26 protein-coding genes are annotated in these 25,884 nt (G+C 61.4%); 5 read left to right on the forward strand and 21 right to left on the reverse strand.

Translation table 11 applies throughout. From position 1 onward, the window contains the following. Positions 1-43 precede the first annotated feature (43 nt). From QZ498_RS12835 to QZ498_RS12860, 6 genes are all read right to left on the reverse strand, one after another. Positions 44-592 carry a sarcosine oxidase subunit gamma gene (locus tag QZ498_RS12835; RefSeq protein ID WP_294622838.1) on the reverse strand — a complete coding sequence of 183 codons (549 nt, stop codon included), beginning with the start codon at positions 590-592 and terminating at the stop codon, positions 44-46. Further along, positions 585-3,515, reverse strand: coding sequence for a sarcosine oxidase subunit alpha family protein (locus QZ498_RS12840; protein WP_294622840.1), 2,931 nt, complete (start codon positions 3,513-3,515; stop codon positions 585-587). Before QZ498_RS12840 ends, QZ498_RS12835 begins: the two co-directional genes overlap by 8 nt. Then, complete coding sequence (locus QZ498_RS12845; protein WP_294622842.1) at positions 3,512-3,784, reverse strand: sarcosine oxidase subunit delta; 273 nt, start codon at positions 3,782-3,784, stop codon at positions 3,512-3,514. The genes QZ498_RS12840 and QZ498_RS12845 overlap by 4 nt, the downstream gene beginning before the upstream one ends. A gap of 49 nt (positions 3,785-3,833) precedes the next feature. Continuing rightward, on the reverse strand, positions 3,834-5,087 hold the full coding sequence (locus QZ498_RS12850) for a sarcosine oxidase subunit beta family protein (RefSeq protein WP_294622844.1): 1,254 nt from the start codon (positions 5,085-5,087) through the stop codon (positions 3,834-3,836). A 162-nt stretch (positions 5,088-5,249) separates the two neighbouring features. Further along, positions 5,250-5,861 (reverse strand): DUF6151 family protein, encoded by a 612-nt coding sequence (locus tag QZ498_RS12855; RefSeq protein WP_294622846.1) that lies wholly within the window; start codon positions 5,859-5,861, stop codon positions 5,250-5,252. A gap of 9 nt (positions 5,862-5,870) precedes the next feature. Then, on the reverse strand, positions 5,871-7,301 hold the full coding sequence (locus QZ498_RS12860; protein ID WP_294622847.1) for a Glu/Leu/Phe/Val dehydrogenase: 1,431 nt from the start codon (positions 7,299-7,301) through the stop codon (positions 5,871-5,873). Positions 7,302-7,352: 51 nt separating this feature from the next. Here QZ498_RS12860 and QZ498_RS12865 point away from each other — a divergent pair, with 51 nt between their 5' ends. Genes QZ498_RS12865 through QZ498_RS12875 form a run of 3 tightly spaced genes read left to right on the forward strand, consistent with a single transcriptional unit; the run spans position 7,353 to position 10,784 of the window. Further along, positions 7,353-9,677, forward strand: a complete 2,325-nt coding sequence (locus tag QZ498_RS12865) for a pilus assembly protein TadG-related protein (protein ID WP_294622848.1) — start codon at positions 7,353-7,355, stop codon at positions 9,675-9,677. A gap of 8 nt (positions 9,678-9,685) precedes the next feature. Then, positions 9,686-10,207, forward strand: coding sequence for a TadE/TadG family type IV pilus assembly protein (locus tag QZ498_RS12870; protein ID WP_294622849.1), 522 nt, complete (start codon positions 9,686-9,688; stop codon positions 10,205-10,207). A 1-nt stretch (position 10,208) separates the two neighbouring features. Further along, the gene (locus tag QZ498_RS12875) at positions 10,209-10,784 is read left to right on the forward strand and encodes a pilus assembly protein (RefSeq protein WP_294622850.1); all 576 of its coding nucleotides are present in this window, start codon (positions 10,209-10,211) and stop codon (positions 10,782-10,784) included. Positions 10,785-10,795: 11 nt separating this feature from the next. Here QZ498_RS12875 and QZ498_RS12880 read toward each other — a convergent pair whose 3' ends face one another. The 11 genes from QZ498_RS12880 to QZ498_RS12930 all read right to left on the reverse strand — a co-directional run bounded on the left by QZ498_RS12880 (position 10,796) and on the right by QZ498_RS12930 (position 21,553). Continuing rightward, complete coding sequence (locus QZ498_RS12880) at positions 10,796-11,272, reverse strand: hypothetical protein (protein WP_294622888.1); 477 nt, start codon at positions 11,270-11,272, stop codon at positions 10,796-10,798. Positions 11,273-11,334: 62 nt separating this feature from the next. After that, the gene (locus tag QZ498_RS12885) at positions 11,335-13,782 is read right to left on the reverse strand and encodes an FAD-dependent oxidoreductase (RefSeq protein WP_294622852.1); all 2,448 of its coding nucleotides are present in this window, start codon (positions 13,780-13,782) and stop codon (positions 11,335-11,337) included. A gap of 145 nt (positions 13,783-13,927) precedes the next feature. Then, entirely contained in the window at positions 13,928-14,824 is an 897-nt protein-coding gene (locus tag QZ498_RS12890) for a homocysteine S-methyltransferase family protein (protein WP_294622854.1), read from the reverse strand. Between the two features lie 18 nt (positions 14,825-14,842). Next, positions 14,843-15,898 carry a zinc-binding dehydrogenase gene (locus QZ498_RS12895; protein WP_294622856.1) on the reverse strand — a complete coding sequence of 352 codons (1,056 nt, stop codon included), beginning with the start codon at positions 15,896-15,898 and terminating at the stop codon, positions 14,843-14,845. Positions 15,899-15,912: 14 nt separating this feature from the next. Then, a complete protein-coding gene (locus QZ498_RS12900; RefSeq protein ID WP_294622858.1) occupies positions 15,913-16,473 on the reverse strand; it encodes a hypothetical protein in 561 nt (186 codons plus the stop codon). Next, positions 16,470-18,917, reverse strand: a complete 2,448-nt coding sequence (locus QZ498_RS12905) for an FAD-dependent oxidoreductase (protein WP_294622860.1) — start codon at positions 18,915-18,917, stop codon at positions 16,470-16,472. The genes QZ498_RS12900 and QZ498_RS12905 overlap by 4 nt, the downstream gene beginning before the upstream one ends. A 46-nt stretch (positions 18,918-18,963) precedes the next feature. Next, on the reverse strand, positions 18,964-19,590 hold the full coding sequence (locus QZ498_RS12910; RefSeq protein WP_294622862.1) for a LysE family translocator: 627 nt from the start codon (positions 19,588-19,590) through the stop codon (positions 18,964-18,966). Continuing rightward, positions 19,587-19,964: a GFA family protein gene (locus QZ498_RS12915; RefSeq protein ID WP_294622864.1), complete on the reverse strand. Its 378-nt coding sequence runs from the start codon at positions 19,962-19,964 to the stop codon at positions 19,587-19,589. The genes QZ498_RS12910 and QZ498_RS12915 overlap by 4 nt, the downstream gene beginning before the upstream one ends. Further along, positions 19,961-20,350, reverse strand: a complete 390-nt coding sequence (locus tag QZ498_RS12920) for a GFA family protein (protein ID WP_294622866.1) — start codon at positions 20,348-20,350, stop codon at positions 19,961-19,963. The genes QZ498_RS12915 and QZ498_RS12920 overlap by 4 nt, the downstream gene beginning before the upstream one ends. Then, the gene (locus QZ498_RS12925; protein ID WP_294622868.1) at positions 20,350-20,970 is read right to left on the reverse strand and encodes a LysE family translocator; all 621 of its coding nucleotides are present in this window, start codon (positions 20,968-20,970) and stop codon (positions 20,350-20,352) included. The genes QZ498_RS12920 and QZ498_RS12925 overlap by 1 nt, the downstream gene beginning before the upstream one ends. A gap of 10 nt (positions 20,971-20,980) precedes the next feature. Continuing rightward, a complete protein-coding gene (locus QZ498_RS12930; protein ID WP_294622870.1) occupies positions 20,981-21,553 on the reverse strand; it encodes an XRE family transcriptional regulator in 573 nt (190 codons plus the stop codon). Positions 21,554-21,700: 147 nt separating this feature from the next. Between QZ498_RS12930 and QZ498_RS12935 the strand changes: the two genes are divergently transcribed. Next, a complete protein-coding gene (locus tag QZ498_RS12935) occupies positions 21,701-21,976 on the forward strand; it encodes a DUF1294 domain-containing protein (RefSeq protein ID WP_294622872.1) in 276 nt (91 codons plus the stop codon). Positions 21,977-22,039: 63 nt separating this feature from the next. Here the strand turns inward: QZ498_RS12935 and QZ498_RS12940 are convergent, their stop codons facing one another. The 4 genes from QZ498_RS12940 to QZ498_RS12955 form a co-directional block, all read right to left on the reverse strand. Further along, positions 22,040-23,008, reverse strand: a complete 969-nt coding sequence (locus tag QZ498_RS12940) for a DUF3179 domain-containing protein (protein ID WP_294622874.1) — start codon at positions 23,006-23,008, stop codon at positions 22,040-22,042. Positions 23,009-23,089: 81 nt separating this feature from the next. Next, positions 23,090-23,890, reverse strand: coding sequence for a DUF4336 domain-containing protein (locus QZ498_RS12945; protein ID WP_294622876.1), 801 nt, complete (start codon positions 23,888-23,890; stop codon positions 23,090-23,092). 4 nt (positions 23,891-23,894) lie between these two features. Beyond that, positions 23,895-24,443 (reverse strand): peptidylprolyl isomerase, encoded by a 549-nt coding sequence (locus tag QZ498_RS12950; RefSeq protein ID WP_294622878.1) that lies wholly within the window; start codon positions 24,441-24,443, stop codon positions 23,895-23,897. Continuing rightward, complete coding sequence (locus QZ498_RS12955) at positions 24,436-24,942, reverse strand: peptidylprolyl isomerase (protein WP_294622880.1); 507 nt, start codon at positions 24,940-24,942, stop codon at positions 24,436-24,438. The genes QZ498_RS12950 and QZ498_RS12955 overlap by 8 nt, the downstream gene beginning before the upstream one ends. Positions 24,943-25,074: 132 nt before the next feature. Here QZ498_RS12955 and pgk point away from each other — a divergent pair. Continuing rightward, positions 25,075-25,884 (forward strand): phosphoglycerate kinase (gene pgk / locus QZ498_RS12960; RefSeq protein ID WP_294622882.1); only part of this gene is annotated, 810 nt, incomplete at its 3' end.

Consider the following 25,884-nt stretch of genomic DNA (forward strand, 5'->3'; position numbering starts at 1 on the left):
AATGTAAGGGGGCGGGCCGGGGAAATCCGCCCGTCCCCTCCCCTCATCCCTGCCGCGCGGCCACGCCCTGCATCGCGGTTTTGAGGTCATGCACAAGGGTTTCGGCAAAAGCGCGGAAGACCATGATCTGATACGTGCCGTCGCTCAAATGAGTGATCGAAGCCTGCATATGCTGAAGCTCGGTCCGGGCGGTTGATCCGGGGCCGAATGCACCAGGGCGCAGATCAATCGGTGTCAGCCGCGCCAAGACATCCGCCGCCCGCGCGCCTTCAAGCCGCACAACCGCCCAAGCATCCGATTGATCGGTCAGGGCGCCATGGGCGGCAAGGCTTGGGTCCGCCGAAACGCCCATCAACAGCGCCATGCGTGGCCCGAACCAGATGGCCCGTGCATCGCCTGCCTCACTCACCCGGTTGGGCGCGGGCATCTCAAGCCCATGCGCCGCCTGCAGCGCTTTCGACAAGGCCGCATCCTTGTCTTTGAAAGCGGCGACCGAGGTCACAAACCCGGCCTCCACCTCGCTCAGCCGCAGGTCGCCCACCTCAATCGGCAACAATCCCTCGCAGGGCGTTTTCGCTTTCAACTCAACCACGCATCCGCCCTCCCTCTGGATCGAACTGCACAGGGTCGCAAACCTCGCAAAGGGTTTCCACACCGTTCAGATGGTCCACCATGCGCACCACCTCGCCATGCCGCACCCGGCCATTGCGCAGGAACCCAAGGCCGATATTGGCCTCCAGCATGGGCGAATAGCCGACCGAGGTGACATAGCCTTGGTCGTTGACCCGCACCGCCTCGGCTTCGGCGTTGAACAAATGCGCGCCCGCCACCAGCATCTTGACCTCACCCGCCGGGCGCAGGCCAACTAATTGCTCACGCTCGGAGCCATTCAGCCCCTCACGCGCCGCGGCGGTTTTGCCGATGCAATCCTTTTTGGCGCTCACCATCCGCTCCATGCCGATATCAAAGGCCGTCACGCGGCCATGAATTTCCGCATGGGTGATGAACCCCTTTTCAAGCCGCAAGACGTTGAGCGCCTCCATCCCGTAAGGCCCGCCGCCCACGCCCTCGGCCCGGCTGACCAAGGCACGGAACAAGGCATCGCCATAGCGCGACGGCACGGCAATCTCATAGCCATGTTCGCCCGAGAAGGAGATGCGGAACAGCCGCCCCTCGACCCCGGCCAGACTCACCGCCCCGCAGGACATGAAGGGCCACGCTTCATCGCTTAGCGGCGTATCCAGCAACCCATTTAGGACGTCGCGCGCCTTCGGGCCCGCCACGGCGAACTGCGCCCATTGCTCGGTGACCGAGGTAAACCTCACGTCAAGATCAGGGCGCAGGGCCTGATGCACGAATTCCAGATGCCGCATCACCTGCCCCGCGGCCGCGGTGGTGGTCGTCATCAGGTAGTGATTTTCGCCCAAGCGCGCCGTTGTGCCATCGTCCATCACATGGCCATCTTCGCGCAGCATCAGGCCATAGCGCACCCGCCCCACTTTGAGGGTCGAGAACATGTTGGTATAAACGAAATCCAAGAAGGCCCCCGCATCCGGCCCCTGAATGTCGATTTTGCCAAGGGTCGAGACATCGGCCACGCCTACGGCCTCGCGCACCATGCGCACCTCGCGGTCACAAGATTGCCGCCAGTGGGTTTCACCCCTTTGCGGGAAATAACTGGGCCGGAACCAAAGCCCCGCTTCGATCATCGGCGCACCGCGCGCCACGCTTGCCTTGTGCGATGTGGTGAAGCGTTCAGGCGCAAAGCCCTTGCCCTGCGCGCCTGCCCCCATGGCCGCGATCGGCACCGGCACAAAGGGCGGGCGATAGGTGGTCGTGCCCGTCTCGGGGATGCCGCGCCCCGTCGCATCGGCCAGCACGGCCAAGGCCCCGATGTTGGAGTTCTTCCCCTGATCCGGCGCCATACCTTGCGTGGTGTAACGCTTCATATGCTCCACGCTTTGGAAGTTCTCGGTGGCCGCTTGCTTGACGTCCTTCACCGTCACATCGTTCTGAAAATCCAGCCACGCGCGCCCCTTGCCCGGCACTACCCAAAGCGGCGCGATGTCATAGGCGCTATCTTCGGCGCGGGGCAGGTCGATATCCGGCACGGCGCGCCCGATATCCTGCATCGCCTCACGCGCTGCGGCCAAACCGCCCTCAAGGCACGCGCGGGTCGAGAAATCCCCGCGACAGGCCCCGGCGGTGAGCATCCCCGGCACCGCCCCTTCTTGCGGTACGAAGGCTGCGATCCGCTCGTTCCACTCGGGGCGCCCGTTCATATGACAGGTCAGATGCACCGAGGGGTTCCAACCGCCAGATACCGCCAAGGTATCGGCCTGGATTTTCTCAACCCCACTGATCGAGCTGATGGAGATCGCCTCGACGCTACGCCCGCCATGCACCGCACTTACCTCGCGGCCCGCATAAAACGGCACGTCCAGATCACAGCGCGCCTCGGCGCGGCTGTCGATCAAAGCACTCACATGCACGCCCCCCGCGATCAGATCGGCGGCGGTGCGATGCGCAGAGTCGTTGTTGCCAAAGACCGCCACGCTGCGCCCGGGGCTGACCCGCCAGCGGTTGACGTAGGCCCGCACAGCCCCGGCCATCATCACACCGGGCCGGTCGTTGTTGGCAAAGGCCACGGGCCGCTCCAAGGCCCCCGCCGCCAGCACCGCGCGCTTGGCCACGATCCGCCAGAAACATTCGCGCGGCGCACCGGGGCGCATGGCCACATCCGAGGCCACCCGTTCAAGCGCGCCATAGGTGCCTTGATCATAGGCGCCCGTTACCGTGGTGCGGGTCATCACCCGCACATTGGGCATCGCCTGCAACTCAGCGGTCATCGCCTCGGCCCATGCGGCACCTGACTGCCCGCCCACCTCAAGGCGTTCCGCATTTAGCCGCCCACCGGTGCGCATGTCCTCATCACACAGGATCACATCGGCCCCTGCGCGCCCTGCCGCCAAGGCCGCCATCAGGCCCGCAGGCCCGGCACCGATCACCAAAAGATCACAATGGGCAAAGGCCTTTTCATAGCGGTCGGTATTGGCCTCCATCGACAAGGCACCCAGCCCCGCCGCACGCCGGATAAACGGCTCATACACTTTTTCCCACGCCGCCTTGGGCCACATGAAGGTCTTGTAATAAAACCCCGCACCAAGGAAGGGGGCTGCTAGGTCATTAACCGACAGAAGATCAAGCCCTAGCGAGGGCCAGCAATTCTGCGGCCGGGCCATCATCCCCTCGAAAAGCTCCACCGTGGTCGCCCGCACGTTGGGGTCCTGAGCGGGGCCAAGGCCAAGGGTGACAAGCGCATTCGGCTCCTCGCTGCCCGCTGTCATGATCCCGCGCGGGCGATGATACTTGAACGACCTTGCCACCATTCGAATGTCATTGGCCAGAAGCGCCGAGGCCAATGTGTCGCCCTTCAGCCCCTCGTATTCCACGCCGTCAAAGCGGAACTTGACCGGGCGGCTTCGGTCGATCTGGCCCTTTCCTGCAAGTCTCATGCGCCCGCCTCCTTGGCGTCCTGCGCCAACTCACAACTCAACACCTCATGGGTTACGGTGTTGCGCGTGACCACCACCCAAGCGCCACAGCCGGTCTCGTGATACCACAAATCGCGGGTCACCCCCGCCGGGTTGTCACGGTTGTGGATGTAGTCATCCCATGCCGCCTCCCCGGCCTCGGGGTCGGGCCGATCAAGCGCCACGGCATCGCCCTGATAATAAAACTCGCGCCGGTCGCGCTCTCCGCAGTAGGGGCAGGTGATCCTCATGCCGCGCTCTCCCAACTCATCCGCTTTTTGCCAATACCCATGTCGCGCCTCAATGCAGGTTGTGCTGCATGCCGGTGCCTTCTTCGTCCATCAGGCCCCGCCCCGTGCGGAAGCGGTCCAGACGGAAACGCGCCGCCGGGTCGTGATGCCTGTCCGTGGCCACCAGATGCGCCATGCTGAACCCCGATCCCGGCACCGCCTTGAACCCGCCATAACACCAACCCGCATCCAGATAGAGGCCCTCGACCCCGGTCTTGTCGATGATGGGCGAGCCATCGGGCGTCATATCCATGATCCCGCCCCAACTGCGCAATACCTTGGCCTTGCCGATGGCGGGCATCAGGGTCATCCCCGCTTCCATCACATGCTCCACCATGGGCAGGTTGCCGCGCGCGGCGTAAGAGGCATAGAAATCCAGGTCGCCACCGAAAACGAGCCCCCCTTTGTCCGACTGGCTGATATAGAAGTGCCCCATGCCGAAGCTGACCACATGGTCGATGCAGGGCTTTAATCCTTCGGTCACAAAAGCCTGCAAGACATGGCTTTCAATGGGCAGGCGCATACCTGCCATCTGCGCCACTTGGCTGGACCGGCCCGCGACGATGATCGCCACCTTCTTGGCCTTGATCGCGCCGCGCGTGGTCTGCACGCCCTTGACGACTCCGCCCTCGATATCAATGCCCGTCACTTCGCAGTTCTGGATAAGGTCCACGCCCCGGTCGCTCGCCCCCCGGGCATAGCCCCAAGCGACGGCATCGTGCCGCGCGGTCCCCGCCCGCCGCTGCAACAACCCGCCATAGATGGGAAAGCGCGCTTGGTCATAATCCAGATAGGGCAGCATGCGTTTGAGGTCCGCCACCGATAACAGCTCGACATCATCGCCCTGATTGCGAATGGCATTGCCCCGCCGGATCGCCGCGTCACGCTGTGCATCGGAATGGAAAAGCGCAATCTGACCGCGCTGCGAATGCATCACGTTATAATTCAGGTCTTCTTCCAACCCTTCCCACAGCTTGAGGGAATGACTGTAGAATTCCGAATTACCCGGCAGGAAGTAGTTGGCCCGCACGATGGTGGTATTGCGGCCAACATTGCCGCCTCCAAGGTACCCCTTTTCAAGCACCGCGACATTGGTGATGCCATGCTCCTTGGCCAGGTAATAGGCGGTTGAAAGGCCATGCCCGCCGCCGCCGATGATCACCACGTCATAGGCATCCTTGGGTGTCGCATCGCGCCAATGCGACTGCCAGACCTTGTTGCCTGTCAGGCCCTCTTTCAAAACGCGCAAACCGGAAAAGCGCATCGCCATCTCCCTGATACTTCGGCCGGAGTGAACCAAGTTCCATGCCCGATGGCAATGGTCGGAAACGGCGCCACGCAATTATTTGCGGCAATCTCGAAACCGGGCAATCAAGATCCCGCCTGTCGCCTGAAATGACGCGAAGAAGAAACGCCGTTGGATGCCTTAACGCAGGTGCTTCGGTATTGCGGCTTTTCGCTGCTCAAGAGATATTACGACGACCGGTGCGATAGGCGCGCCATCCTCGCTCAAAAGCGGATTTTGCCTGCTGCGCCCGGACATCAATGCGGCCACCAATCGCGCCAGTATGCGAAACCCGGCATAATAAAAGCCTCTGTCACCAGACGGGATGCCCTTTTCGGGCACCGCATCGCGCGTGAAGGCTTGGCAACGTGACGGTCCAAGGCTGGCTGCCTCTGCTTCCACCTCGGAACGGCGCAGAACGACGCCCGCAAAAGGCAAATGAACCTTTGACATGGTATTGATCATCGGCGTGTTGCAGCACCGCGCGACCCACCGATACAGCCCCTTCGGCGACAACCGCCGGATTTCCAACTGGTCCTCACCTTTCGCGAAGGTGATACGGTCAGGCGTGGTCTGCCAAATGTCCGTCCCGCCGGCCTGGCTAAGGATATCAATGCCGTCCTCGTAAAGCCGAGCCGCAGTTTGGCAATCCTTGCAAAAGCAGGTAACGCGCGTGCCCGCCGCCGGGGCGGGCACGGCCAAGGTCATCTCAACCGCGCCACACCGGCAGGCTTTGCGCACCGAGGTGGCCATCGCTCATCCCTACAATCCCAAGGCGCGATAGCTTGATGCGACTTTCTCGATCGAGGCAAGGTAGGCTGCGGTCCTCAGGTCTTCGCAATCATCCCGCTCATGCCAGATCGTGCGCATCGACTGATAGGCCGTGCGCATCGTGTCATCCAGGCCAGAGCGTACAAGCTCCAATTCATCGGCACCGCGCAGGTATTTCTGCTTGAAATCCGGCGACATGGTCCAGGACTCACCAAGGTGATTGTCCAGTTTCTCCAGTTCACCAACAATCAATTCGTGCCGGGCCTCTTCTTGGCGGCGGCCCATCCGGCCAAACCGGATATGGCTCAGATTCTTGACCCACTCGAAATAGGACACTGTCACACCGCCGGCATTGGCATACATATCAGGGATGATCACCGCCCCCTTCTTGCGCAGGATCGCATCCGCCCCGGCCGTCACCGGGCCATTCGCCGCCTCGATGATCAGGGGTGCCTTGATGTTCTCGGCATTATCAAGGTTTATCACCCCTTCAAGTGCTGCCGGGATCAGGATGTCACAGTCATGCTCAAGGTATTTCGATCCATCCCGGATATATTTGCCCGACGGATAGCCATCCACCCCGCCATGCTTGGCGATCCAATTGCGGATATCCTCGACATCCAGACCGTTTTCATCCATCAGCCCGCCATCACGCTCAATTATGGCTGTCACCTTGCAACCGTCTTCCTCGGTCAGGAACTTCGCCGCATGGTAGCCCACGTTGCCAAGGCCCTGCACCACGACGCGCTTGCCTTCCAGTTTGCCACTCATCCCGGCCTTCGCCACATCCTCGGGATGGCGGAAGAACTCGCGCAGGGCGTATTGCACACCCCGGCCCGTGGCCTCGGTCCGGCCTTGGATGCCGCCGGCGTTCACCGGCTTGCCCGTCACACAGGCCCGCGCGTTGATATCGGTGGTGTTCATCCGCCGGTATTGGTCGGCGATCCATGCCATCTCACGTTCGCCCGTGCCCATGTCAGGCGCAGGCACGTTTTGGCTGGGGTGGATCAGGTCGCGCTTGGCCAGTTCATAGGCGAAGCGGCGGGTGATGCGTTCCAGCTCATGCTCGTCCCACTCACGCGGGTCGACACAAAGCCCCCCTTTCGACCCTCCAAAGGGGGCCTCCACAAGCGCGCACTTATAGGTCATTAGCGCCGCCAAGGCCTCGACCTCATCCTGATTGACGGCGGTTGAATACCGAATACCACCCTTCACAGGCTCCATATGTTCCGAATGGACACTACGATAGCCGGTGAAGGTATGGATCTGTCCACGCAGGCGCACGCCGAAACGCACGGTGTAAGTGGCGTTGCAAACCCTGATCTTCTCTTCCAGCCCCGGCGGCAGGTCCATTAGCGAAACCGCGCGGTTGAACATCAAATCCACGCTTTCGCGAAAGGTCGGTTCCTTGGTCTTGGTCATGTTGGTCTCCCCGGTGTCGGCTGGTCTTTTCGCCAGCTCTGGTAGCAATGAATGCGTTCCAATATCGTTAAAGCATGCGACAATTTTGTCCACCCGCAGCAAACGGCAATCACCAAGTTTCCCGTTCCAAAGCTGAATATCCCCAATTTCGCGACAATCGACGCAAAGCGCGCCCATCGTCAACGCAAGGTACCTTTTGCGCCATGTTCTTTCCCAATTTGGCCTAAATTCCGCCATTTATCTTATGCATACGATAACGATCTTATTCCGTTCCTATGGGCGAAATCCGTCCGAAGAGGTGCTAAAATGCATAACATCGGTCTACAATTCCGCGCCGCGGTCAAAACCAGCGTGAAGCAGCAGATCGCAAGACTGCAACGCTTCCGTGACGACCAAGACGGCAGCATGACGGTATATACCTTCTTCATTCTGATGTTCATGTTGGTCATGGGCGGCGTGGCTGTCGACACGATGCGGCAAGAGATGCATCGCGCCAAACTGCAGGCCAACCTGGATGCCGCTGTCTTGGCAGCCGCCTCGTCCCCTTATGACGAAGACCCCAACACGCCCGACGCCGAAGAGCGCATCAAGGACCACTTCAAGAAGGCAGGCCTTGAGGATTACCTGCACACCTTCAATGAAGGTGACATTATCATGACCGAGAAGACCGCCAAGGTCAGCGCGTCGGCAAGTCAGGAGCTGGACACCTATTTCATGCGCCTTTCGGGCATCAAGACGCTCAAGGCGAATGCCGCATCGACGGCCCGGACAGGTGTGCAGCAACTTGAGGTGGTGCTTGTGCTCGACGTCTCGGGCTCCATGTCCGGCGACCGTTTGGACGCGCTCAAAACCGCTGCGAAAAGCTTCGTAACCCAGATCATCGACAATTCCGAGGGTGGCAAGGTTGCCTTCTCGATCGTTCCCTACAGCTTCAACTCGGCCCCGCCCGCAGCGATTTACAACGTGCTCAACGTGAATACGACGCACCACTACTCGCGGTGCCTGACCTTCCACGAAGATGATTTTGAGGACCCGTACATCGAGTCCAAAGACAGCTATATCGGAAACGACCGGAAATACACCCAGACGGTCTTCACCTCGGTTGATTATGGCAGTTGGAACAATGCCGATTTCGGCACCGTCGGAAACGGTGACATCGAAGCAGGCTTGTCAAGCGCCTACAACGCGTCCTGCTACAGCGATCCACGGTTCGAGATCCTTGCCTACTCCAGCAATGAAGCCGACCTGCACGACAAGATCGATGCCCTGACGGCTGCCGGTGGTACATCCTCCGAGATGGGCGTGAAATGGGGTGCGGCGCTCCTCGACCCGAACTTCCAGACGGTCGGAACCGCTCTGAAAACCAATGCACAAACGATTCCCGTCACCGACGACGACGGTGCAATCACCTCGACGCGCACCATGACGGTCGCGACCGAACTCACGACCGTGCCGGAAGCCTACGGAAGTTCCAAAGCCATGAAGATCATGGTCATCATGGGCGATGGTGCGAACTCGAATAGCTATCTCCTGAGAGATCCCAACAATCACTTGAATCCCGACCAGGCTGATTCACACGTGATTGACGATTACCGCGGGCCCAATTCCAACCTGTACCTTCTGAACGAGCCGACTGGCGCTGAAACGGAAATGGTCTTCGTGCGCGCGACCACGCCCTGGGGCCACGTCTCCTACTACGAACCCCTTTGTGGATGGTATTGGTATTGGACCTGCGAATACAACGAAGTGGAAGTGGAAGGCAGCGGGGAAGGGCAACCCGAACCAGCCTTCTACGTCTACTCCCCGGTATCGAACCACTACATCCGCCTCGACTCGGAACAGGGTTTCTCGCAAGGCGACACCTTCACCCAATCGGAGTTCGACGCCAAGATCGCCGATCTACCTGAAAACGACGGTATCCTGAGCGACCTGTCGATAGATTTCGACGTGGCCGTGGATACCATGGATTTGGCAGAAGAGACGATCGATAAAGTCGAGGAAAACTACGATCAACCCGAGGACAAGTTCTACGAGCGCTTTTCCTGGGAAGAGGCATGGGGCCTGATGACGCCTTATGAATACATGGATATCACCGGCGACTCGGGCGCCTACGACCAGTACAATTATCGATCCAATGACCGTCTGACCAGTTCGGAAAAGAACGCACGCATGGTCGATACGTGCCATGCTGCCGATAGAGAGGGCGTGACCATCTACACCATCGCCTTCGAGTTGGGAGAAACGGAGAGCGCCTCGGAAGAATTGGAAAAATGCGCCAGTATTCCGGCCAATCACTTCAACTCAACGACCCTGAACATTGAACAGACGTTCGGCTCGATCGCCGCAAACGTCCTAGCTTTGAAGTTGACACAATGAAGAACTTCATGATTTCCACACTCCGCCGCTTCCGGCGCGACACCAGTGGCAGTGCCTCGGTTGAATTCGTGCTGGTGTTCCCGGTCTTCCTGTCCTTCATGTTGATGTCGATCGAACTGGGGTTCATCACCCTTCGGCACACCCTGCTTGATCGTGGCCTAGACATGACGGTTCGCGAAATCCGCCTTGGGACCGGCGCAAACTGGGACCACGATGACATCAAGGAATCCGTCTGCAACAATGCTGCCCTGATCCGCAATTGCGAAAGCTCGCTGCGCCTTGAAATGCGAACCCGCAGCATCCGCAATTACTCTTCGCTTAGCAGCGATGTCGATTGCACCGACCGGGCGGAAGAAAGCGAACCCGTTATGTTCCAAAGTGGCGGCGAGAACGATCTGATGGTCCTGCGTGCCTGCTACAAATACGAACCGCTCTTTCCCGATGACCTCTTGGGTAAACTACTCAAGAAAGACGCCAGCGGTGATGCCAGCATCGTTGCCATAACCGCCTTCGTTCAGGAGCCCGAGTAAGATGTTCGTTCAACGTTTGAAAGCCCTGCTGCAACGCTTCCGCGAAGATACACGCGGGTCCATCACGGTCGAAACCGTGATCGCTCTGCCTCTGTTGTTCTGGGCCGCAGCGGCATCCTACGATTTCCACGAGATTCACCGCTACAAAAGCGCGCGCGAAAAGGCGACCTTCACTGTCGCCGACATGATCTCGCGCGAGCAGCTTCCGATCACGGATAACTACATGGACCGGACACGCCAAGTGTTCAACGATATGGTCGGCGATGGAGAAAACAATCAAATCCGGGTCAGTGTTGTCGAATACAACGCCACCGATGACATTTACGAACTCCAGTGGTCCGAGACACGCGGAACGGGTGATTTGGAGCCCCTAGCGGATGAAGACGTTCGCAACGCCCATGACACCTTGCCGATCTTGACGGATGGTCAGCAAATTATTCTCGTTGAAGCGTTTTCAACCTTCAATTCGCTGTTTTCCGTGGGTCTGAGCATACCGGTCGATATCGAAACGCGCATCTTTACCGCACCGCGGTTCGTACCACAGGTCAGCTATCAAGCGGTCCTCGGCCAAGGCTGATCAAACGAGCTTCAGGTCGACTGTTCATGCATCAAGGCAGCAAGGATTTCGGACATCGCCTTGGATTGCGATCCAGGCGTAACACCCCCTATCCCCACCCGCCGTCCAAGACACCACCACAGGCCCGGTTCCCACCGGGCCTTTTTCTTGGTGCTCAACCGCATCAGAAACCCGTTCGACGGTTTGAAAGCGAAAAAGCCCCGGTCCAGGTGCTCGATCTCTTCGATGCGGGCAATTACCGTGCCATCGGTGCTGCGCAATTCCTCGCGCGTCAGTTCCAGAACTTCCGCCGTGGCAAGGCGCATCCGATTGGCCAGATAAAGCGCGGCAACGCCCATCAAGATAAGAAAAACCTGCCAGCCAAAATGCGCAGGTGGGCGCACCATGGCCACATAGACCAAGATCGCGCCAAGCCCGCCCATCGACAGAACCCCCAAGACCCGCCGGGCAGGCGAAGCCGCGATACGCGCCAGAACCTCGTCATCCATCATCACACTCCAATCCGCTTGCTCCGGGCCATATCCCGAACGCGCCCCGATTGCGAGGGGGATTAGCCGCGCATCCGCTCGGAGGTCGGATCATACATCGGCTTCAGGCTGGCCTCGGCCGCAACCCGCGTGCCTGCCACGTCGATCTCATAGCTTGAGGCCAGAACATCCGCAGCACTTTCCCCTTGGCACGGCACGTACCCCAGCCCGACAGCCCCGCCCAGATGGTGGCCGTAGTTGCCCGAACTCAGGTAGCCGACGATCTGCCCATCCCGCAGGATAGGTTCGTTATGATAAAGCATCGGCTCGGGGTCGCTCAGCCGGAATTGCACCATGCGATGGCGCAATCCCTCTTCGCGCTTGCGCTCCACCGCCGCGCGGCCAATGAAATCGGCTTTGGTTTTCGACACGGCAAAGCCAAGCCCCGCTTCCAGAACATGATCCTCACAGGTGATGTCATGGCCAAAATGCCGGAACCCCTTTTCGATCCGGCAGCTGTCCATCACATGCATCCCGCATAGTTTCAGATCATGTGCCCCCCCGGCCTCCATCAATGTCTCGAACACATGGCCGCACATATCGGCACTGACATAGATTTCCCAACCAAGCTCACCGACGTAAGACACCCGATGCGCCCGCGCCAACCCCATGCCGATCTCGATCTGCCGGGCCTGACCAAAGGGATGCGCCGCGTTGCTGAAGTCATTGGGCGAGACCGCCTGCATCACCTCCCGCGCGCGCGGCCCCATCACGGCCAGAACCCCCTCGCCTGCCGTCACATCGGTGATCACAACCATCCGGTCCCCCAGATGACGGCGCAGCCATGTCTCATCGGCCAACCGCGTCGCCGCCGGGGTAACCACCAGATAGGCGGTTTCCGACAGGCGGGTGACAGTGACATCCGCCTCAATCCCACCTCGCTCATTCAGGAACTGAGTATAGACGATCTTACCCACCGGCACGCCCATATCCGCGCCGCAAACGTGGTTGAGGAACCCCTCGGCCTCCGGCCCTTCGACCCGCAGCTTGCCGAAACTCGACATGTCATACATGCCCACACCGCCCCGGATCGCGGCGTGTTCAGTCGCGGCATTGTCAAACCAGTTCTGCCGCTTCCAGCTATACTGGTATTCCCGCTCCTGCCCCGGCTTGGCGAACCAATTGGCCCGCTCCCACCCAGCCATTTCGCCCATGACAGCGCCCTGTTCCAAAAGCTGCGCATGGAAAGGCGTGCGCCGCACACCGCGCGCCGTGGCCTTTTGCCGGTAGGGGTAGTGATCGGCATAAAGCAGACCCAAGGTCTCGGTCGACCGCTCCACCAGATAACGCTTGTTGCCTTGGAAGGGCTGCATCCGGGCAATATCCACATCGCCCAGATCAAAGGGCTTCGCGCCATCCTCCATCCACTGGGCCAGCGCCATGCCCGCGCCGCCCGCACTTTGAATACCGATGGAGTTGAACCCCGCCGCGACCCAGACATTCTCCATCTCGGGGCAGCGCCCAAGGTGATAGGCGTCATCGGGCGTGAAACTTTCCGGCCCGTTGAAGAAAGTATGAATGCCCGCCTCGCCCAGCATCGGCATCCGGTTCACCGCCCATTCCAGAATAGGCTCAAAATGGTCGAAATCTTCGGGCAGTTGGTCAAATTCGAAATCCTCGGGGATGCCCTGCATGCCCCACGGCTTGGATGTGGGCTCGAACGCGCCCAGCATCATCTTGCCCGCGTCTTCCTTGTAATAGGCGCATTCATCCGGCACCCGCAGGACGGGCAACTGGCTTAGCCCCTCGATGGGCTCCGAGACAATATAGAAATGCTCACAGGCCTGAAGCGGCACATTGGTGCCCAGCATCCGGCCCACCTCATGGCCCCACATGCCCGCGCAATTGACCACCATCTCAGCCTCGATATGCCCCGAGGCGCCATCCTCGGCCTGCCAATCGACGCCCGTGATCCGCTGACCCGAGCGCGCCACGCCGGTCACTTTCACACGCTCTTTGACAATCGCGCCCCGCTGCCGTGCGCCCTTGGCCAAGGCCAGCGCGATATTGGCCGGATCGCCCTGCCCGTCCTTGTCCAGATAAACCGCGCCTTTGACGCCCTCGATATTGAGATGCGGATATTTGCCCTGCACCTCCGCCGCGCTGATTTCCTCGACATCGACGCCAAAGGCACGGGCCATGGCGGCTTGGCGGTAAATCTCTTCGCGGCGTTCTTCGCTCAGGGCCACGGTGATCGATCCCACCCGCTTGAAGCCTGTGGCAACGCCGGTTTCCTCTTCCAGATTGCCGTAAAGCTCTTGCGAGTATTTGGCGAGCTTGGTCATATTCGCCGTCGCCCGAAGCTGCGCAATGAGGCCTGCAGCATGCCATGTGGTGCCGCTGGTCAACTGCTTGCGCTCCAGCAAGACGACATCTGTCCAGCCCAGCTTGGTCAGGTGATAGGCCACCGAGCAGCCTACCACACCACCACCGATGATGACCACGCGGGCCTTTTGCGGAAGATCAGCCATGTTTATCCTCATTGAGTGTTTCTAGTCATGTCTCGGATCGCTGACGCGATCCGACCGGTGGGGGGCGCTGCCCCCCACGTTGAAAATCCTTGGATTTTCAACGCTCCCCCCGGGATATTTTTCAACAGAAGAAGACCGAGGGTGGTCAGACGATTTCATGGCCTGCCTCCTTGATCCGCCGCGCCAATTCGCGGATGTGGTCCGGCCCCACCTCGCAGCAGCCGCCGACAATGCGCGCGCCTTGGGCGATCCAGCCCATGGCGAAATCCGCATAGGCGGCGGGTGACAGATCGTGCCGCGCGCTCAGGGCATCGACGGTGGGAGCCTCTTGCAAAAAGCCCTCGCTGATGGCCGTAAAGCCGTTGGCGTAGGCGCCGATGGGCAGGCCAAAGGTCTTGAGAATATCGAGCGCAGGCGCCACGGCCTCGGGGCGCGAACAATTGATCAGGATCGCCTCGGGCTGATAGCGCGCAAGCAGCGGGGCAAGATCGGCAAGTGGCTCGCCCGACCGCAGGCGGGTGCCGTCCTCGTCATCCACCGTCACCGCCAGCCAGACCGGCACCCCCTGCCCGCAAGCCGCGCGCAAGGCGCCCTCGGCCTGATCGACCGAGGCCATGGTTTCCAACAGGAAAAGGTCCACCTGATCCTTCAAAAGCGCCACTGGCTCGGCGTAAATCTGGGCGGCCTCATCAGCGGGCGGGCAAAGATCAGGGCGATAGGATTGCACCAAGGGTCCAATCACCCCCGCCACGCGCCCGGCACCAAAAGCCGCCCGCGCCCGGCGCGCGGCCGAGAGGGCCCTGTCGGTCAGGGTCTCCAACTGATCTTCAAGCCCAACCCGCGCCAAGCGGTCACGCAGCACCGCATAGGTGTTGGTGCTGATCACCGTCGCCCCGGCTTGCAGGTACTCCAGATGCACCTCCCCCACCAGTTTGGGGTGATCGATCATCGCCTGCGTCGACCAAAGCGGCGTCGGTTTGTCGCCCGCCCGCTTGACCAGTTCCTGCCCGATTGAGCCATCCAAAAGCGTGATATTTGCCATGATACGAAGCTCTTTCCCTTACGGCGCGGCCACGGCGGGCGGCAACAGCACGAGTTTTCCCGCGTGGGCCTTGGCCATGAAATCCTGTTGCGCCTGCCGGATGTCGCGCATTGGATAGGTCTTGGCAACCAAGGGGCGCAGCGCACCGGCGTTGATCTTCTCAACCAGCCGGGCAAAGACCTCGGGTGGCTGATAGGTACAGCCATGGATCGTGATATCGCGCAGGTAAATCCGCCGCAAATCGGCCTCGACGATCGGCCCGGCAATGGCCCCGGCCACGGCATAATGCCCACCGGGCCGCAGCGCGTCGATCAAACCCGACCAACCGGGGCCAGCCACCAGATCAATCACCGCATGAAAGGCATCCGCTGGCGGAGTGTCCTCTCGACCCAACACCTGCACCGCCCCGGCCTCTTGCACGATATCCGCCTTGGCGGGGGAAGCGACGCCGACAACCTCAGCCCCGTCCTGCGCGGCCAATTGCACAGCGGCCAAGCCAACCCCACCCGAGGCGCCGGTGATCAAGACCCGTTGCCCCGAGGCAACGCCCGCCCGGTCCAGCAATCCCGCCGCCGTGCCAAAGGCACAGGGCATCGCGGCAATCTCGACATCACTGAGCGGCGCCTCGGTGACATCATAAAGATCGCACTCCGGCACCACGCAATATTCCGCGAAGGCACCGTTGTATTCCGATCCCAAAGCCTCGAACCCAACCGGACTTTCCGGGCTAGGGCGCGGTTGGTTGATCGGGCAAGTCACGCGGCGGCCCACGGCAATCGCCCCGCCCCCCGGACCATGGGCGACGACACGACCGCACAGATCCCCACCTTGGATCAGCGGAAAGCGCAAGGCCCCGGCCCAGCCACCGGCCTCGACACCTTCCTGCATCTCACCAGTGGCCCCCGTCACATCCGCCGAATACCACCCCTCGCGCGTGTTGATATCGGTGTTGTTCACACCGGCGGCCAGTACCTTGACCAACACCTCCCCCTTCCCGGGCTGTGGCACAGGGATATCCTCGCGCCACTGAAGCTTGTCGAGCCCGCCGTGGCCGGTCAGATACACGACGGACATGGAGTCACGCACCGTCACGCCGTTGCCTGCGCCGGCTTTGCGATCACACCGCCGTTCGGCATGTCGGCAAGGGTCAGTTCCGCCCCCGGCTCAAAACACGCGCGCACACGCGCGCTACCGGCATCGACATCGTCGCGCGCCGTGGCCGCGACCAGCTTCACCGCCTGATCCAGCCGGAATCGATGGCCCGACTCACTTTCTCCCTCCGCCGCAACGGTATAGCGGCCAGTCGCGTCACACCGCAGCACAGCCCGCAACCGCGCGTGGCTTTCGTGATCCCAATAATGGAAAAACCCCTGATCCAGCTCCGGAACGCCCGCAAATGCGATCTCCCGCTCCCGCAGACCGGTTTCGACATCCGGCAAAGCCACGCCCGGTACACTCAGGTCAAGACCCACCGGCGCGTCCCATCCCGGCGCGCCCCGGTCATCTGTCGTCATGCCCGGTCGCGTCGCCAGAATATCCACACCAACCGTCAGCCCCTCCGTCCTCAGGGCAAGGTGCAAATTCGCGCGCCGCGTCTCCAGAGCGACGGGCGATTTGCCCCTGAAGGTGACGTCGAACACCATGCTCACGCCCGCAGCCTTTCGTTCTCAGGGTCCCACATGGGGGCATCGGGTTGCACAACGGCACGACACCGCTCACCGTAAATCTCGACCTCCAATGCGGTCCCCGGCACCGCCAGATCGGCCCGCACCATGGCCAGCGCGACCGAGGCATTGACACGGTAGCCCCATGTGCCACTGGTCACCTCACCCACGATCTGGCCCTCGCTCCAGATCGGGGCCATGTAAGGTGCATCCGCCTCCCCGGCCTCCACGATCAACTGCACAAAGGCCTTCTTGCGGCCCTGCTGTTTCTCGGCCAAAAGAGCGGCCTTTCCGGTGAACGCCTGCGGCTTGTCGAATTTCACGAAGCGCTCCAACCCGCCTTCCAACATCGAATAATCAGTCGACAAATCGCCCTTCCACGCGCGATAACCCTTTTCGATCCGCAAGGAATTCAGCGCATACATGCCAAAGGGCTTGGCTCCGGCCTCCAAAAGCGCGTCGTAAATCGCCGGGATGGCGTCATTCTCGGCATGTACTTCCCAACCCAATTCTCCGGTGAAACTCACCCGGATCAAAAACGCCTTCTGGCCCGCCACCGTGCAATGCTGATGGCTTAGCCACGGCAAGGACAAATCGGCATCGGTCAGCCCGCCCAACACGTCGCGGCTTTGCGGCCCGGCCACCAAAAGCACGTCGCGCTCGGTGGTGGTCTCGCGGCACTCCAACCCCTCGGGCAAGGCATTGCGCACCAATTCGCCATCGTGCCACTGGGCCGTGGCGGCGGTGATCAGAACGAAACTGTCCTCCTCCAACCGGATGCAGGAAAACTCGGTCAGGATACGGCCCCGCTCATCGGCGACATAGACAAGGTTCATCCGCCCCACCTTGGGCAAACCGCCGGTCACGAAGCCGCGCAGCCACTCATCGGCCCCTTCGCCAGAGATCCACAACCGGGTAAACCCCGGCAGGTCCAGCACGCCACAGGCATCGCGCACCACCTCACATTCCTCTTTCACCCGCACGGCCCATGGCCCGTTGCGGTTCCAGGTTTGCGTGGCCTCCTCGCTGGTATCGTCACCGGGCTTGGCAAACCAATTGGCCCGCTCCCAGCCGTTATAGGCCCCCATCTGACCGCCCAGCGCCTTGACCTTGTCATGCACCGGCGACAGCTTCTTGTCGCGGCCGGCGGGCCATTCGTGATGCGGGAAATGCATGGCGTACTCATGGCCGTAGACTTCCATCCCCTTGGCCACGCAATAATCGTGATCGGTGTAATCGGTATAGCGGCGCGGATCGACCGCCCACATATCCCACTCGGTCCCGCCATCAATCACCCATTCGGCCAGCACCTTGCCCGCACCGCCCCCTTGGGCAATGCCAAAGGTAAAGACACAACATTCAAAGGCGTTCTTCACCCCCGGCATCGGCCCGATCAAGGGCATGCCATCGGGGGCATAGGGGATGGGGCCATTGATGATCCGGCTGATCCCGGCGGAACCTGCCACCGGCACCCGCTCCATACTGTCGGCCACGATGTCGCCGATCCGGTCCAGATCATCCGACCAAAGCTGGAACGAGAAATCCTCGGGGATCGCATCGCCCGACTCTTCCCATTCCGCCTTACAGTTCGGCTCATAGGGGCCGATGTTGAAGCCATGCTTTTCCTGCCGGAAGTAATAAGACACGTCCACATCCCGGAGCAGCGGCAGCTTCTTCCCGCCATTGGCCTTCGACCATGCCTCGATCTCGGGCACCTCCTCGGTTAGGACATATTGATGGCTCATCACCATCATCGGCACGGTGCGCCCGCCATAGGGCTTGAACCACTCGCCTACCCGCTGCGCGTAATAACCCGCCGAGTTCACGACGTAATCACAAGCAATATCGCCCTTGTCGGTGTGTACGATCCACCCCTCGCCGTCCTTGGTCACCCCGGTCGCGGGGCAAAAGCGGATCACCTTGGCGCCCATGTCGCGCGCACCCTTGGCCAGCGCTTGGGTCACCTGCGCGGGGTCGATATCGCCATCGTTGGGATCGTAAAGCGCGCCTTCAAGGTCATGGGTCTCGATGAAGGGATAGCGTTCCTTGATCTCCTCGACGCTCAGAATTTCAAGGTCCATGCCTTGGTTCTTGCCCCAGCCCTTGGCGCGCTCGAACTCCTGCATCCGCTCCTTGGAATGGGCCAGCCGGATTGATCCGGTCTGGTGATAGTTCATCGGGTAATCCACCTCCTCGCCCAAGCGGGCATACAGGTCGATGGAATAGCGTTGCATGTTCATGATCGCCCAAGAGGTCGAAAAAGACGGCACATTGCCCGCCGCATGCCAGGTGGAGCCAGCGGTCAACTCGTTCTTTTCCAGCAGAACACAGTCGCTCCAGCCCCTTTTGGCCAGATGATAGAGGCACGAGGCCCCGACAACGCCGCCGCCGATGATCACAACCTTCGCTTTGTTGGGCATATCCGCCATGTCTTTCTCCCTTTGTCTATGGCCCCGCCGCGCGGTGGCCCTTGTCTCAATCCCAGATCAACCGCGCCGCCAGCCCGGCAAACATCACCCCCGCCACCCGGTTCAAAAGCCCCGCACGGGCCCGCAACACATGGGCAAAGCCCCCCGCCGCCGCCCCAAGACACAGCGAAAAGGCAAATCCAAACACGGTGAAAATCGCCCCCAACACCACGATCTGCGCCCAAAGCGGGCCAATCGCGGGGTCGGTGAATTGCGGAATGAATGCGAATATGAACAGCGCCGTCTTGGGGTTCAACACATTGGTCAAGAAACCCCGCCGCACCGCGCGCAACAGGCTTTGCGCCGCACGCGCCTCCTGCACATCATCGGCGTGCCGCCACGCCTGCACCGCCAGCCAAAGCAAATAGGCCGCCCCGGCATAGCGTATCACATCATATAGCGCAGGCCGCGCCAGCAGGATCGCCGACAGCCCCGCCGCCGCCATGGTCACATGCACCACGATGCCAAGGTTCACCCCCAAGGCCGCCGCCATCCCCATGCGCGGCCCGCCCCGCATCCCACTGGCCGAGACAAAGACGAAATCCGCCCCCGGCGTGATATTCAACAACAACCCGGCAGCGATGAACGCCACCAAAAGCGCAGGCTCAAACCCGGTAAGGACGTCCCAGATCATGCGCCCACCCCCAGTGTTTGGGGGATGTCATAATAATCACCCTTATCCGCCAGATGCACATGCCGTGTCAGGTGCAGACCCTCAATGTCGTCCAAAAGGCCCATGGCAATCCAGATGGTCTCGCACCCGTCCAGCCGCCAGTACAATGTGCTGCCGCAGGTTTGGCAAAAGCCCCGCTCGGCCCGTTCACTGGCCCTATAGCGCCCAATCGCATCCAGCCCCTCAAAGGCAACACAGGCGCGCGGCACCTCAATGGATGCCAAATGATGCCCCGTTTGCTTGCGGCACTGCCCACAATGACAGGCCCAAGGGTCAGGCAGCGGCCCCTCGATTCGCAGGCGCACAGCCCCGCACAGGCAAGCCCCCCGGATCATGCGCCGCCCCTTCCATGTTGCGGCAACCCGTCGGAGATGTCGTAATAGCTGCCCTTCTCCTCAACCCAGTAATGACCGCTCAGGCGCAGGCCCGTGGGCGCTTCCAAGGCTCCCATGGCCACCATCACCGTCGGCCCCTCATCCGCCCGCCAAAACAAGCTGGACCCACAGGTGCGGCAAAACCCGCGTGCGGCCTTGTCACTCGCACGATACCACGCAAGGCCCACCTCCTTTGTCATCCGCACCGCCGCCTTGGGCGCGGCTACGGCGGAAAAGAAATGCCCCGACTGCCGCCGACACTCGCGGCAGTGGCAAGCAATCGGATCCTGCACCTCCGCCTCGACCACAAAAGCCACCTCTCCACACAAACACGCCCCTCGCTGCATCACACCCTCCCCGGCACCGAGGCCGCGCCAAGCGCCACGCCATAGGCCACGAAAAAGCCCGCCATCGCCCGGCGCAGCCAGACATTGAACACCGCGTTCAAGGCCACCCGGCCCAACCCCGCGCCAAGTGCTGTAAACCCGGTGTAGCTCAGCGCCGTGATGGTCAAAGCCGTGGGGAAAATCACCCACATCTGATCCCAGATCGGCACATCGGGCTGCACGAATTGACTGAAGGCCGCCAGATAGCCCGCCACGCTCTTGGGGTTGATGGTCGCCACCATGAACCCCCGCCAAAACACCGATCCGCGCGTTTCCATGTCAACCGCCACAGGCCGCCGCGCCATGATCCAGCCGCGCACGCCCAGCCAGATCAAAACCGCGGCCCCGATCCACTTGGCCACGGCAAACCCAACCGGCGAGGCCGCAATAAGCGCCGTCACCCCCGCCGCCGAGAGAGTCAAAAACAGGCTCGCCTGACAGATGATCGCCAAGACCCCCCAAAGCCCCCGGCGAAAGCCCACGGTCATGCCATTGCGCAAACAATTCAGGTGGTTCGGCCCCGGTGTGGTCACGAACACCACCCAAAACAGCGCGAATATGGTCCAAGCCTCGAAACCCATCGCACGCCCCTCAATAGACCGGCGGGGCGATCACCCAGATCGCCACGCAAGGGGTATCATGGGGGTTCGACCAGCTATAAAGCTCACCACGAAACCGGAAGCTGTCGCCGGGGCCAACGGAAAACACCCGCTCGCCAATCCGCAACTCCAACTGCCCGGAAATGATATAGCCCACCTCCTGCGTAGGCCGCTTGGCGGGCACCTGCATCCGCGATCCGGGCGCAAAGGTGGAATGGATCACCTCGAAATCATCGGTCAGATCCGGCGACAGCAATTCCTCCACCAACCCTTCTTCACCCGCGCCCATGGGTCGCCGCGCGCCCGCCCGCACGACATAGCCCTGCTCTTCCACCGGCGCGCTCGCCTGCCCAAAAAGCATCGACATCGGCACGCCCAGCGCGCCCGCAATCTCGCGCAGATCACTGATCGACGGCTCCGACAGGTCGCGCTCCACTTGGCTCAGCCACCCCACCGACCGGCCCAAGACCTCCGACAGCTCGGTCAGGGTCAGCCCCCGCGCCTTGCGCAAGGCCCGCAGGTCCGCCCCAAGGGTCTGTGACGTGGTGATCGCGCTCTGCTGCATGGGCTTTCCGTGAAAATTTACGCTCATTTTTCACGCTCATCCGATTCCGTGAAAAAATCAACCATAATTTCACGCCGCAGCGCAGCACCCTTGAAGCGCGCCCGTCCAAAGGCTATCCGGCAAGGCCGCACCCACCACAGGCCCGCCATGCCCGACACCTCACAACTGACCCTGATCTGGGCCGTCGCAATCAACCTTGCGGCGCTGCTTTTCATGGCATGGGACAAACGCGCCGCCCGCAAACGCCGCCGCCGTGTCCCTGAAAAACGCCTGCTCTGGATCGCCGCCCTTGGCGGAACGCCGGGCATCTTCGCGGCTATTCACGGGTTGTCTCATAAAACCCGCAAACAGCCCTTCCGCCGCTACCTGTTCTTAATCTTGGCCGCACAGATCATCGCCGCGGGCCTCTGGCTGGCAATGTAACCGGTACGAGCCAACCGAAATCTTCAAAAGATTTCGGACCGATTTCTTTTCAAGAAATCGGCACTACCGCCCCAGCATCCAGTCCCCCTCGGGCCAAAAGGCATGGAAGGCAAAGGCGAACATCACGTCATGAGCTACGTCTTGCCCCTGCCTGTCGCGCACCCGCACATTGCCAACATCCCGCCCCTTGGCAATCTGCCCCGTATCAAGCGCCGAGGCTTGGCCAGCCTCCCATGAAATCCGCACCCCGGCCTCTTTCACGCCGCCCTCGCGGCGCACCCTTTCCAAAGGCCATGCCTTGTCATCCACCCGCACGACGCGGGCCAAGGGGGCGATGCCATGCGGCGGGTTTTCTCCGTTGTAAAGGAAGGGCCGCGAGGATGTGTCGTAGCCTCGATAAGGGTTATGCCCATAGCGTCTCGGAAAACTTGGCTGCTCCATCACCAGCCCTTCAGGATGCGCCGCGCGAAACCTGTCCCAGCTTTCCATCCACCCGGGCAGGCTTTGCAACTCGGTCCCGGTCAAATCGCCAACGATGGCCTCGCCAATCGCCTGCTGCCACCAGCTTTCGGTCTGATGGTCATACATCACCATATCCGAATTGCGCAGTTTGCCCGAGACCCCAAAACTCAGCACACCGTGCTCGGTGCGCCGGTCAAATACCATGGCGGAATTGCACAAGGGGCAGAAGGTCACCGCCACCGGCACGCCCGCCACCACATCGTTCACGATCTCATGCCATGTCAGGTAGCGAATGGGATAGGCCCGCGCCTTGGCTTGCCCGATCTGGACCACCATGACCGGCTCGTTGCCCGCGATGCGGCTTTCCTCGGCGACCGGGATGAACCCCGGATCACTCAGCGCCGGAATGCCATCCTTGGGCGGCCCGCCCGACAGGATCTCGACCCAGCTTTCAACACTCGTCAGGCTGAAATCCGTCTTCGGCCATTCGTGTTTCCAGAATTTCGGCTCGGCCTGCCCCGGCCCGGCCAAAACGGCAAAACAGGTCAAAAGCGTAAGAAAAATGCGCATCGGTCCACCTCCAAAAGTGGCCCGATCATGCCCTAAAACCCCGCGCCGCCCTATAGGGCCGCACAGAAACGTGATGCGGCGTCAGCGCTTGGGCTGCTCGGCCTGCTTGTCCTTGGCGTGCTTGATCAGCTTGTCCCAGCGGTGATCTTTCAAAACCCGGCGAAAGGCACGCTCCAACTCGGCCACGCCATTGCGCTCGTACCAGCGCCCATGCGCCAAGATCACCCGCTCCGGCCCCCAGCCGATCATGGTTTCCAAATCCTCGGCCATGGCGGCTTTGTCCTTGTAACTCCAGCGAATGATTGGCGGGGTTTTCCCGTCGCTGTCGTCAATCCCGTTGATCCAAACGAAAGGCCGACAATGTGCCGGCAGTTTCGCCGTATCCAAAGCCTCGATCAAATCGGTGACGATCACCGTCCGGCTCGCCTTGTGACAGAAAACCGCCTCATTGTGCCACCGGCTGCCGCGCACGATCAACTGCTTGATCTGCCCCGACCATGGCCGCTCGGCCCGGTCCCACTGCAACTCCCGCAGCTTGGGCAGGGTCACGCCATGCTTGGCCGCGCGCTCAACGACCCCCGGCGCGCCCCAAAGGGCGGCCTTGGGATAAGCCGCGTGCCAATCGTTGAGGTACGAATAGTGAAACTGGTTCGGGGCCACCAAATGCTTGACCGGCCCCAACGCGTCCAACTCGTCACGCAAGGCGTCGGTCAATTCCGTGGGCGAATGCACCCACAAATCGCCATTCTCCAACCGCACCACCGTGGCGCGGGTCGGGAAGGGAAACCCATAAGATTTGATGGCAGGCCCGTCGATCAGCCAAATCCCCTCCGCCACCGGCTTGAGGGTGTTGAGCGGCTCATATCCCGTCGGGCCTGCCAATCGCTTACTCCGTCACCGTAACGCTGGTCATCACGTCGGGCTGACCGACAACCGCACCATTGCGGCCCTCGCCGCGCTTGATGGCATCGACCACTTCCATGCCCTCGGTCACACGGCCCACGACCGTGTATTGACCGTTCAGGAAATGCCCTTCCTGAAACATGATGAAGAACTGGCTGTTGGCGCTGTCGGGGTTCTGGCTGCGGGCCATGCCCACGACGCCACGGTCAAAGGGAATGTCGGAAAACTCCGCCTTCAGGTCCGGCTTGTCGCTGCCCCCCATGCCCGCACGGCGCATGTCACCGCCTTCGATCAACCCGAACTCCACATCGCCGGTCTGCGCCATGAAGCCCTCGATCACCCGGTGAAAGACAACGCCATCATAGGCGCCCTCTTCGGCCAATTCGGTGATCTGCGCGACATGACCGGGCGCCACATCTTCCAAAAGGTCGATCTTGACCACGCCATTGGCCTCGCCCGACACCTCGATTTCCAACCCCGTGGCCAGCGCAGGCGCTGCCACCACGCTCAGAACTGCGGCCAGCTTATGCATCGGCGGCCACCTTGACGCTGATCATCCGGTCGGGGTTCGCGGGCGGCTCGCCGCGCTGAATGGCGTCAATATGCTCCATGCCCTCGATCACCCTGCCATAGACTGTGTACTGACCATTGAGGAAATGGTTGTCGCCGAAGTTGATGAAGAACTGGCTGTTGGCACTGTCCGGGTTCTGACTGCGCGCCGCACCAAGCGTGCCGCGATCATGCGGAATACGGCTGAACTCGGCCTTGAGATTGGGCAGATCGCTGCCGCCGGTGCCCGCCATGCGCGGATTGTAATCCTTTTCCATGTTGGCATTGGCCACATCGCCGGTCTGCGCCATGAACCCGTCAATCACCCGGTGAAAGGCGACGTTGTCATACTGCCCGCTGCGCGCCAGTTCCTTCATGCGCTCGCAATGGCCAGGGGCCACGTCGGGCAGCAACTCGATGGTCACGGTGCCATCTTTCAGTTCCATCAAAATGGTGTTTTCGGGGTCCTTGATCTCGGCCATGCGGGCCTCCTCCTGTGATATCTTTCCCCGATACCTATGGCGTCGCGGCACAATGGACAAGCGCCACCTTGACGACCCGCCCCCAACAGGCCAAGAGAAGCCCGCGTAAAAGTGATACACGGAGACCCGGGGATGAGCTGGAAAACACTTGATGACATGGACCTGACAGGCAAAACCGTCCTGACCCGCGTTGATATCAATGTGCCCATCGAAAATGGTATCGTCACCGACGCCACCCGCATCATCCGCATCGCCCCCACCGTCAACGATATCCTCGAGATGGGGGGCAAACCGATGCTCATCGCCCACTTTGGCCGCCCCAAGGGCAAGGTCGTCGACGAAATGTCACTGCGCCCCATCGTCCCCACCCTCGAACAGGCGCTTGGCCGATCGGTTCAGTTCATCGAAACGCTGGAAGGGGCCGAAACCCCCACAGCCGAGGCCAAGGGTGCCGAGGTTCTGCTTCTGGAGAACATTCGCTTCCACCCTGGCGAAGAGGCCAACGAGCCTGAATTCGTGGCCCGTCTGGCCGGGCTGGGTGACGCCTACTGCAACGATGCCTTTTCAGCAGCCCACCGCGCCCATGCCTCGACCGAAGGTCTGGCTCATCACCTGCCCGCCTGCGCCGGGCGCCTGATGCAGGCCGAGCTTGAAGCGCTCGAAGCCGCGCTTGGCGCGCCTCAGCGACCCGTCGTGGCCGTGGTTGGCGGGGCCAAGGTCTCGACCAAGCTGGACCTGCTGGGCAACCTCGTCGAAAAAGTCGACCAATTGGTGATCGGCGGCGGCATGGCCAATACCTTCCTTGCCGCCCAAGGCCTGAACGTCGGCAAATCGCTCTGCGAACACGAGATGGCCGATACCGCCCGCGAAATCATGACCAAGGCAGGCGCGGCAGGATGCGAACTCTTGCTGCCCGCCGATGTGGTGGTGGCGCGCGAATTC

The organism is uncultured Roseovarius sp. (assembly GCF_913057115.1).
Classification (GTDB): Bacteria; Pseudomonadota; Alphaproteobacteria; order Rhodobacterales; family Rhodobacteraceae; genus Roseovarius.

Excerpts from the sequence above, each read along its gene's own strand:
- QZ498_RS12840 (WP_294622840.1), bottom strand. The coding sequence starts at position 3,515 with ATGAGACTTGCAGGAAAGGGCCAGATCGACCGAAGCCGCCCGGTCAAG.
- QZ498_RS12845 (WP_294622842.1), bottom strand. The coding sequence starts at position 3,784 with ATGAGGATCACCTGCCCCTACTGCGGAGAGCGCGACCGGCGCGAGTTT.
- QZ498_RS12850 (WP_294622844.1), bottom strand. The coding sequence starts at position 5,087 with ATGCGCTTTTCCGGTTTGCGCGTTTTGAAAGAGGGCCTGACAGGCAAC.
- QZ498_RS12855 (WP_294622846.1), bottom strand. The coding sequence starts at position 5,861 with ATGGCCACCTCGGTGCGCAAAGCCTGCCGGTGTGGCGCGGTTGAGATG.
- QZ498_RS12860 (WP_294622847.1), bottom strand. The coding sequence starts at position 7,301 with ATGACCAAGACCAAGGAACCGACCTTTCGCGAAAGCGTGGATTTGATG.
- QZ498_RS12865 (WP_294622848.1), top strand. The coding sequence starts at position 7,353 with ATGCGTTCCAATATCGTTAAAGCATGCGACAATTTTGTCCACCCGCAG.
- QZ498_RS12870 (WP_294622849.1), top strand. The coding sequence starts at position 9,686 with ATGATTTCCACACTCCGCCGCTTCCGGCGCGACACCAGTGGCAGTGCC.
- QZ498_RS12875 (WP_294622850.1), top strand. The coding sequence starts at position 10,209 with ATGTTCGTTCAACGTTTGAAAGCCCTGCTGCAACGCTTCCGCGAAGAT.
- QZ498_RS12880 (WP_294622888.1), bottom strand. The coding sequence starts at position 11,272 with ATGGATGACGAGGTTCTGGCGCGTATCGCGGCTTCGCCTGCCCGGCGG.
- QZ498_RS12885 (WP_294622852.1), bottom strand. The coding sequence starts at position 13,782 with ATGGCTGATCTTCCGCAAAAGGCCCGCGTGGTCATCATCGGTGGTGGT.
- QZ498_RS12890 (WP_294622854.1), bottom strand. The coding sequence starts at position 14,824 with ATGGCAAATATCACGCTTTTGGATGGCTCAATCGGGCAGGAACTGGTC.
- QZ498_RS12895 (WP_294622856.1), bottom strand. The coding sequence starts at position 15,898 with ATGTCCGTCGTGTATCTGACCGGCCACGGCGGGCTCGACAAGCTTCAG.
- QZ498_RS12905 (WP_294622860.1), bottom strand. The coding sequence starts at position 18,917 with ATGGCGGATATGCCCAACAAAGCGAAGGTTGTGATCATCGGCGGCGGC.
- QZ498_RS12910 (WP_294622862.1), bottom strand. The coding sequence starts at position 19,590 with ATGATCTGGGACGTCCTTACCGGGTTTGAGCCTGCGCTTTTGGTGGCG.
- QZ498_RS12915 (WP_294622864.1), bottom strand. The coding sequence starts at position 19,964 with ATGATCCGGGGGGCTTGCCTGTGCGGGGCTGTGCGCCTGCGAATCGAG.
- QZ498_RS12920 (WP_294622866.1), bottom strand. The coding sequence starts at position 20,350 with ATGCAGCGAGGGGCGTGTTTGTGTGGAGAGGTGGCTTTTGTGGTCGAG.
- QZ498_RS12925 (WP_294622868.1), bottom strand. The coding sequence starts at position 20,970 with ATGGGTTTCGAGGCTTGGACCATATTCGCGCTGTTTTGGGTGGTGTTC.
- QZ498_RS12930 (WP_294622870.1), bottom strand. The coding sequence starts at position 21,553 with ATGCAGCAGAGCGCGATCACCACGTCACAGACCCTTGGGGCGGACCTG.
- QZ498_RS12935 (WP_294622872.1), top strand. The coding sequence starts at position 21,701 with ATGCCCGACACCTCACAACTGACCCTGATCTGGGCCGTCGCAATCAAC.
- QZ498_RS12940 (WP_294622874.1), bottom strand. The coding sequence starts at position 23,008 with ATGCGCATTTTTCTTACGCTTTTGACCTGTTTTGCCGTTTTGGCCGGG.
- QZ498_RS12950 (WP_294622878.1), bottom strand. The coding sequence starts at position 24,443 with ATGCATAAGCTGGCCGCAGTTCTGAGCGTGGTGGCAGCGCCTGCGCTG.
- QZ498_RS12955 (WP_294622880.1), bottom strand. The coding sequence starts at position 24,942 with ATGGCCGAGATCAAGGACCCCGAAAACACCATTTTGATGGAACTGAAA.